The following is a 1,803-nucleotide window of genomic DNA, read 5'->3' on the forward strand; positions in this document are numbered from 1 at the left end:
CAGGGCGATTCCGAGGGCGAGGCACGAGGCTGCGGCGAGCAGGATGGGCATCGGTAGGCCTCCAGAACAGCGATGCGCCCGTGCTAGCGCCCGAGTGAGGCCGCTCCGTGACGATGGGTCAGAAGGCGTGGCCGTGACGGCACCGGCAGCCGCGAAGACAGCATGCCGGGCGCGAGCGCTGCCCCGACTCGCCCCGCAAGGCATGTTCCGGTAGAATGGCTCACCGAGCAAGCAAGGAGAGCCATGCATCTCGTCGTCACGGCCCACACATCGGACGGGCACCTCTCGTACCAGCGTTCCTCGCCGGAGGCGGCCCTGGAAAAAGCCGAAGAACTCGCGGCGGACGGCCACGAATGGATCGTGATCACCGACATCACCGGCCGCCATTACGAGCCGGACGAGTTTGACGACCTCTTCGTGCATCCGGGCCGCTGAGGACCCTCACGACACTCCCGCGGCCCCTTGCCACCGATCGCGAGGCGCGCCGACGCGGTGCACCTGATCGTGACAAGGCGGCTCGGCCTGTCGCCCGGCCGTTTCGGCGCCCCGCGCGAGCGTCCGAACGCGGTGAAGGACGCAGGATCAGGCGCGCCGCGTCTCAGGCACCGGCCTGGAGGATGCAGGCGCCGGCCGAGGGCGTCCGCCCGGAACGGCCGCGGACGGCATCGGGAACGGATTGCTTCGGTACAGGCTCTCCGGCTCCGCAGCGTCGCGCCGATAGGCCGATCGCCCGACAGCCGAGGCGATCATCCGCTTGGTGCGCGGGGAACAGCCGCGGCGGCGGCGCCAAGCCACAACGAGCAAAGCCGGGATCGGGAGGACGCTTCTCTTCGACATGGTCGATGTGACGGTGCGGGTGGGCGACGTGTTCGCTCAAACATGGCTGCCCAACCCGGAACATGCCGGGGTGTCCCGATTTTTCGTCCCGGTGTCCCACCGGCATCCCCACGGCGCGCCACCCTCCGGCAGTGTCCGGCCGGGCGCCCATCGGCATTCGGCCACGCAGCCATGACGGCCCGGGCCTCCGAAGCCTGTCTCCTCCCCGCCTGCAAGGCCCTGGCGACCGACGGAGGAAGCGACCGGCGACCCGTGCGGCACCGGACGCCCGCCCGACCTCCGACAATGACGCACGGTCTTTTTACCTGTCCCAATTGACGGACAGCAACCTGTCTGCATAATCGGACAGGTGAACAGCCGACGGATTGCCCCCGGACGGCTCCAGGCTGCCGAGCAAGCTGCGTGCCAGGGATGGCCCCGTGACCCCCGCGATCGAACCGCACAAGGCACGCCGGCTCTACCTGCTGCTGCGCGACCAGATCAGCAGCGGCCGGCTGCTTCCCGGCGAGCGGCTGCCGGGCGAGCCGGCTCTGGCCGCCGAGCATGGCCTGGCGCGGGTGACGGTGCGGCGCGCCCTCGATCTCCTCGCCAGCGAGGGGCTGGTGCGGCGGCGCGCGGGGTCAGGCACCTTCGTGCAGGGACCGGCCGGTCCCCGGCCGGTGGTGGGCGACCTGCCGAACCTGCTCTCGGGGCTGATCGCCATGGGACGGGCCACCGGGGTCCGGCTCCTCTCCTTCGACTACGTCGCGGCGCCCGCCGCCATCGCGGAGGCGCTGCTGCTGGAACCCGGCGAGCGGGTGCAGCGCTCGGTGCGCGTCCGCCTGATCGACGGGCAGCCCTTCTCCTACCTCACCACCCATGTCCCCGAGCGGGTCGGCCTGTCCTATTCGGAGGCGGATCTGGCGGCGACGCCGGAGCGCTCCATCAGGGCAAGGAGCGGCGTCGCCGCCAGATCCGCCTCCGAAT

2 protein-coding genes are annotated in these 1,803 nt (G+C 70.9%); both read left to right on the forward strand.

Annotation, left to right across the window (positions count from 1 at the left end; translation table 11 throughout):
• Positions 1–243 precede the first annotated feature (243 nt).
• Positions 244–435, forward strand: coding sequence for a hypothetical protein (locus tag VP06_RS32940; protein ID WP_048468042.1), 192 nt, complete (start codon positions 244–246; stop codon positions 433–435).
• Positions 436–1,256: 821 nt separating this feature from the next.
• Positions 1,257–1,803, forward strand: a 547-nt coding sequence (locus VP06_RS32945) for a GntR family transcriptional regulator (protein ID WP_048468043.1), incomplete at its 3' end; no start/stop codon positions are given.

The sequence above is a fragment of the Methylobacterium aquaticum genome, assembly GCF_001043915.1.
Lineage (GTDB): Bacteria > Pseudomonadota > Alphaproteobacteria > Rhizobiales > Beijerinckiaceae > Methylobacterium > Methylobacterium aquaticum.